Source organism: Aquiflexum sp. (assembly GCF_977115555.1).
Map to the genome: position 1 here is coordinate 1 of NZ_CDSBKL010000242.1, position 6,308 is coordinate 6,308.

The 6,308-nt window shown below is 39.4% G+C and carries 9 protein-coding genes; 5 read left to right on the forward strand and 4 right to left on the reverse strand.

What is annotated here, in order from left to right:
- The 3 genes from ACZFYI_RS13770 to ACZFYI_RS13780 form a co-directional block, all read left to right on the forward strand.
- The coding region (locus ACZFYI_RS13770; protein ID WP_462524706.1) for an RNA polymerase sigma factor at positions 1–472 on the forward strand (472 nt) is incomplete at its 5' end.
- Between the two features lie 37 nt (positions 473–509).
- Positions 510–884 carry a hypothetical protein gene (locus ACZFYI_RS13775; RefSeq protein WP_462524707.1) on the forward strand — a complete coding sequence of 125 codons (375 nt, stop codon included), beginning with the start codon at positions 510–512 and terminating at the stop codon, positions 882–884.
- A 14-nt stretch (positions 885–898) separates the two neighbouring features.
- A complete protein-coding gene (locus ACZFYI_RS13780; RefSeq protein ID WP_462524708.1) occupies positions 899–1,351 on the forward strand; it encodes a hypothetical protein in 453 nt (150 codons plus the stop codon).
- 30 nt (positions 1,352–1,381) lie between these two features.
- Here the strand turns inward: ACZFYI_RS13780 and mscL are convergent, their stop codons facing one another.
- A complete protein-coding gene (gene mscL, locus ACZFYI_RS13785; RefSeq protein ID WP_462524709.1) occupies positions 1,382–1,783 on the reverse strand; it encodes a large-conductance mechanosensitive channel protein MscL in 402 nt (133 codons plus the stop codon).
- 223 nt (positions 1,784–2,006) lie between these two features.
- On the opposite strand from mscL, the gene ACZFYI_RS13790 reads away from it, so the two are divergent.
- A complete protein-coding gene (locus tag ACZFYI_RS13790) occupies positions 2,007–2,381 on the forward strand; it encodes a methylglyoxal synthase (RefSeq protein WP_462524710.1) in 375 nt (124 codons plus the stop codon).
- Positions 2,381–3,367, forward strand: coding sequence for a 6-phosphofructokinase (gene pfkA / locus ACZFYI_RS13795; protein ID WP_462524711.1), 987 nt, complete (start codon positions 2,381–2,383; stop codon positions 3,365–3,367). Before ACZFYI_RS13790 ends, pfkA begins: the two co-directional genes overlap by 1 nt.
- Before the next feature lie 67 nt (positions 3,368–3,434).
- Here pfkA and ACZFYI_RS13800 read toward each other — a convergent pair whose 3' ends face one another.
- From ACZFYI_RS13800 to ACZFYI_RS13810, 3 genes are all read right to left on the reverse strand, one after another.
- A complete protein-coding gene (locus ACZFYI_RS13800; RefSeq protein WP_462524712.1) occupies positions 3,435–4,733 on the reverse strand; it encodes a TRAP transporter large permease in 1,299 nt (432 codons plus the stop codon).
- A gap of 3 nt (positions 4,734–4,736) precedes the next feature.
- Complete coding sequence (locus ACZFYI_RS13805) at positions 4,737–5,219, reverse strand: TRAP transporter small permease (protein WP_462524713.1); 483 nt, start codon at positions 5,217–5,219, stop codon at positions 4,737–4,739.
- Positions 5,220–5,317: 98 nt separating this feature from the next.
- On the reverse strand, positions 5,318–6,304 hold the full coding sequence (locus tag ACZFYI_RS13810) for a TRAP transporter substrate-binding protein (protein ID WP_462524714.1): 987 nt from the start codon (positions 6,302–6,304) through the stop codon (positions 5,318–5,320).
- Between the last annotated feature and the right edge of the window lie 4 nt (positions 6,305–6,308).

A 6,308-nucleotide genomic window follows, 5' to 3' on the forward strand; every position in this document is an offset into this window, starting at 1 on the left:
GGTACAAATCTACCAAAAAAGAATCTATGGTATCATCAGAAAAATGCTGATAATCCATGAGGCTGCCGATGGTGTCACCCAAAACACCTTCACCAAGGCATTTAGAAACATAGAAAACTTTCAAGGCAACTCTTCCCTGTTTACTTGGTTATATAGAATTGCAACCAATGAAAGTCTTAATTTCCTAGAAAAAAAGAAGAAAAGATTTTTCTTCCCGCTAGAAGATCATTTTGAAATGATGTCTGGGTATTTGGATCGGTCAGGATTGATTACAGGGGAAGAAATTGAAAAGCGTCTACATAAAGCTTTATTGAAATTACCGGACAAACAAAGACTGGTATTCAACATGAGGTATTATGATGACCTGAGCTATGAACAAATCAGTCAAATCACAGAAACCTCGGTAGGTGCTTTGAAAGCGAGTTATCACCATGCAGTCAAAAAAATTGAAAACGAACTTCACGCTGACTAAACCTCAGAGAATTAAGCATGTCTAACAGATTGAAATTATGGAAAATCTACCAAAGAACGATATTTTCAAAACACCTGAAGGCTATTTCGAAGGTCTCCCAAGCCGTGTTCTGGAAAGAAATGAAAAGAAAAAAACAAGGACTATGTCTTTTTTACAGATGTCAGCAGCTGCAGCTATAGTCTTGATTGGGGTGTTCTTTTTTGTTATCAAAAATGAGGTTCAGGTAGATTACAGCCTTGAAGCCAATCTGGAACAGGAAATAGATTTGTATATTAATTCGGGTTATTGGGAAGCAGAAGATATTCTGACGTTTTCAGATAATCCGGATTTGATTTTAGACGCAATAATTGAAGAAGAATGGGGAACGATTGATAGTAATCAATCAGATACTGAAACAGAAGAGTGGTGGTAAAATTAGAAAAGATCATGAAAAAAATGTTGTTTACATATGCTGTCATCTTGTTTCTTGGCAATACAGCTTTCGCTCAAAGACCAACAACAGAGTATGATAAGGAGAAATTAGAGGCTGCGAGAGTGGCCTTTATAACCAACAGGCTCGATTTAAAACCTGATCAAGCGGAGAAATTTTGGCCACTTTTTAACCAATATAATGATGAGCGTACCATAATGATGGGAAAAGTTTCATCCCTTAACCGTGAGTCCATGCAGGAATTGACAGAACAGAGAGCGAGAGAAATCATTCAAAAAAGGTTTTCAATCCAACAGGAGTTACTTGACAGAGAAAAAATATTTATGGAGGAGATCACTAAAGTCATATCGCCGCAGCAAGCTATAAAACTTGGCGGAGTTAACAGGGAATTCACCCGCCAAGTGTATCAGAGAAATAGAGGTGGCCGTGATGGAGGAACGAGGAATTAAAAAAAGCAGCTTTTGAGCTGCTTTTTTTTGTTACTTTTTCTGGAGAAGGTCTCTAATCTCTTCCAAAAGCACTTCTGATCTTGGAGGAGCAGGAGGCGGAGCAGGAGCTTCGACTTCTTTCTTCTTAAATGAGTTCATTCCTTTTATTGCCATAAAGATTACAAATGCAATGATGAGAAAATCGACAACATTCTGGATAAAATTACCGTAGCTCAATACCACAGCAGGTAATTCTCCTTCAGCTTCTTTGATAATGATACTAAGGTCTTTGAAATCAACTCCGCCAAGAAGGACTCCTATTGGAGGCATAACGATGTCATTGACAAAAGAAGATACAATTTTGCCGAAGGCACCACCGATGATTACCGCGACCGCCAAATCGACTACATTGCCTTTCATGGCAAACTCTTTGAATTCTTTTATTAGGCTCATAAATTAAATGGTTTTGGTTTTTAAATTTTATTGAGCAAAATAATAAAAAAACAAAACCATTTGATATATGCCCCCAATTTAAATGCCTTTGCAAAATAAAATACTTCGCCACAGCCTTAAATTAGGATAAAAATTGGGATCAAAAGATTAAATAAAATCTTACTGAGGACATAAGCTATAATTTTTCATAAATTTACCCCGAAAACCTATTAACCTCAACCTAATGAAAATAGCCTTGATTGCCCATGATGGAAAAAAAGCCGATATGGTACATTTTCTAAGTGGTTTCAAAAAGCAATTACAAAACTCGAACATAGAATTAGTAGCGACCGGTACTACAGGTTCGCACATTGAGAAAATAGGGATCAAAGTTCAAAAAGTCCTTTCAGGTCCAATCGGCGGAGACGCACAAATCGCAGCCATGGCAGCCCAAAAGGAGCTCACAATGGTGATTTTTTTTAGAGATCCCTTAGACAAACACCCACATGAACCAGATGTGCAGATGCTAATGAGAATATGTGATGTACACAACATCCCTCTTGCTACCAACCCCTCTGCAGCTGATCTCATGTTCAAACAATTAACCTCAAAATTTTAATGGAACCAAAAACTATCAAAAGAATAGGCGTGCTTACTTCCGGAGGCGATGCCCCGGGAATGAATGCAGCCATCAGGGCCGTAGTCAGGGCAGGATTTTATTATAAACTGGAAATGTATGGCATCTACAGAGGATATGAAGGAATGATCCAAGACGACATCAAAAAGCTGGAATCTAAGAATATAGCCCATGTATTGGAAAGAGGCGGAACATTTCTAAAATCAGCTAGAAGCAATGAATTCAGAACTCCGGAAGGAAGAAAGAAAGCTTACGATAACTTAGTAAAACACGGAATAGATGCTTTGGTCATTATCGGTGGAGACGGTTCCCTGACCGGGGCACATTTGTTTTACAATGAATTTGGAATCCCATCTATTGGCTTACCTGGCACGATTGACAATGACCTTGCAGGAACTGACTTGACGATCGGGTTTGATACCGCATGCAATACAGCTATTGAAGCAATAGACAAAATCAGGGATACAGCCACTTCCCATGATAGGTTGTTTTTTGTTGAGGTGATGGGAAGAGACGCGGGATTTATCGCCATCAATGCCGGCATAGGCAGTGCGGCAGCAGCCACTTTGATTCCTGAAAAGAAAATGCCGATCGAAAGACTGGTAGAAAGATTAAAAGCCAGAACCAAGGCCATGAAGTCCTCAAACATAGTCATTGTTGCAGAAGGTGGGAAAAGCGGCGGTGCAGTAGAAATAGCGGCGAAAATAAAAAAAGAACTCCCTTATTTTGATATCAAAGTCACTATCCTAGGACACCTACAGCGAGGTGGTGCACCAAGTTCTTTAGACAGGGTTTTGGCAAGTAAGCTTGGTGTTTTTGCTGTGGAAGGATTGATGCAGGGGAAATATGATGTGATGGCAGGAATCATCAACAACAAAGTTGTATTTACTCCGATTGCAAAAGCGATTGTTGGCCACAAAGAAGTGGATGAGGATGATTTCAGAATCGCAAAAATATTATCAACCTAAAAAAAAGAAATAAAAAAAGGAGGTTTAAACCTCCTTTTTTTATTTCATCCCATATCACCGATTTTTTCTACATTAATCCAAAAAGTTTTGGCAACCACAGCGTCAGTCCAGGCCATAAAGTGATTACAACCAATCCCAAAATCATGGCAATGAAAAATGGAATTAAGGTCCCAAAAACTTTTTCTAAAGTAGTTCCCGCTACCTGAACACCAATAAACAGCACAGAACCCACAGGAGGGGTACACAATCCAATACAAAGATTCATGATCATAATGATGCCAAAATGAACAGGATCTACACCTAATTCAGTTACTATAGGTAAAAAAATAGGAGTGAAAATCAGTACTGCAGGTGTCATATCCATAAATATTCCGACAATTAGTAAGATGATGTTGATCAGAATTAAGATCACTATTATGTTGTCGCTGACTGATAAAAGTGAGTTTGTTATTGCCTGAGGAATGTCCTCGCTGGACATCACCCAAGACATACTCATAGACGTAGCAATCAGAAGCATGACAATCGCAGTAGTCTCAGAAGATTTCAATAAAATGGAAGGCAAATCTTTAATTTTAAGCTCTTTGTAATAAAAAGATAAGGCCAAAGTATATATTACAGCGATTGCCGAGGCTTCTGTAGCGGTAAAAATCCCCCCAACAATTCCACCAATCACAACTACCAAAAGCATCAATGAAGGGAAAGCCCTTAAAAAAGTTTTACCAAACTCTTTCAATGAAACCCCATCTCCTGGTGGCAATTTCTCCTTTTTGATAAAAACAGCTGCAGTAACCATCAGTATAAGTCCAATGAAAATTCCGGGTAAGTATCCGGCGACAAAAAGAGCTGCAATAGAAACTCCTCCTGATGCCAAAGAATACACAATCAGAATATTGGATGGAGGAATGATCAATCCTGTGGTGGAAGATGTAATATTGACAGCGGCTCCAAGTTCTTTGGGATAGCCATCCGTTTCCATTCTTTTGCCAAGAATACTTCCCAAGGCCGAAGCAGCTGCGGCCGCAGAACCTGCAATAGCACCAAACAACATGGCAGCAATCACATTCACATAAAGCAAACTCCCTGGAAGTCTTCCTGCTAATGATTTTGCCAATTCAATCAAGCGGTTGGCAATCCCCCCTCGGTTCATTATTTCTCCAGCCAAAACAAAAAACGGTATTGCCAGCAAAGCAAAACTATCCAAGCCTGTTGCCATCCTTTGGGCAATAGTAGTGGCTGAAGGACCTGCAGCAACTGAAACCAACAATGTAATAAAACTAGCTATTCCCAAGCTCCAAGCTACCGGAACGCCAATTGCCAATAACGTAACAAATGAAAGAATTAAAATGATGATGCTGATATATTCCATCGTTTAGGAGTTATATAGTCTATAGTGATTGGAAATCTGGAAAACCTGATAATAAATCACGAGCAGTCCACTTACAGGCAAAATAGTATAAATATATGCCAATGGAATCTGCATTGTCGCAGACTTTTGGCCGAGGATAAATGTGATATAAACCAAATTAATCCCTCCCAATACCATCACTGAAAAGGCAAAAAGCGCTACAATGATATTGATGAATATCATCAGTTTCATTTTTGATTTTCCCACAAGACGGCTTGGCAGCAAATCAATGGCGATATGTTGGTCCTTGCCGGCGACATAAGCAGCTCCAAGCATTCCCAACCACACCAACATATACCTTGACAGTTCATCGGTAAATGAACTTGGGTTTTGAACAATATACCTAGACAAAACCTGCCAAGTAACATTCAATACCATCAAAGCCATCAAAATGACCAAAGAGCCTGCAACCACTTTGTCCAACCTGGATTTAAATAAATGATTCATCATGGGAACAATATTTTTGGTATTTTAAAATCAAATTAAGAATGATTAATAAATAGGTCCTTGACTCAATAAGAAAACCGAAATCAGATCAAATGCTTTTACTCTACTTTCCTGATTTTATCCACAATTTCAAATAATTCAGGCTGTGAGGTTTTCAACTCAGTATACATCACCTCTGTTGCTTCCCTGAAGCCTTTTAATTCTGGATAAAGAATAGTAACTCCCGCTTTCTTTAACTCCCTGAAGGATTCCTCAACAGAAGCTGCCCAAAGTTTATATTGGAAAACAGCCGATTCATCTGCTGCTTCCTGAAGCCACATTTTTTCCTGTTCATCGAGAAGTTTCCATACTTTGGTACTTACGATCAAGACATCAGGGACAGCAGTATGTTCATTGATGGAGTAGAACTTGCAGACTTCATAATGCTTGGAGGTATAAAGGCTTGGCGGATTGTTTTCTGCACCATCGACGATTCCTTGTTGCAGAGCAGTATAAAGCTCTCCGTAAGAAACAGGCGTTGGAGACCCCCCAAAACTTTTAACCATGTTGATGGCGGTATTGCTTTCCATGACCCTTATTTTCAAGCCAGCTAAGTCAGATGGATTTTCAATCGGTTTGGTTTTAGTATAAAAACTCCTTTTGCCGGCATCGTAATAGCATAAGCCTCGCAACCAAAAATCTTCTCCATCAAGCAACAACTGTTTTCCTATTTCCCCTTTTAACACCTTATCTCGATGAGCATCATCTCTAAACAGGTAAGGCATAGAAAGCACCTGCATCCTTGGGGCAAAACTTTCCATGGTTGCCGAAGAAACTTTAGTCATGCCCAAACTTCCGATTTGAAGCAATTCTACCAATTCCCTTTCTGTACCGAGTTGTTGGTTCGGATAAATCCGGATCTGCATCTGACCATTAGACTTCTCTGCTACCTTCTTGGCCATAAAAACCATCGCTTCATGAACGGGATGCGTCACACCTAGTCCATGACCCAATTTGATCAGCCTAACGCCTCCGGGACCTTTGCAGGTAGAAAATAAAATAAGGGATATCAATATCAAAAACGTCTGTCTTGAAATAAAAATCAAACGC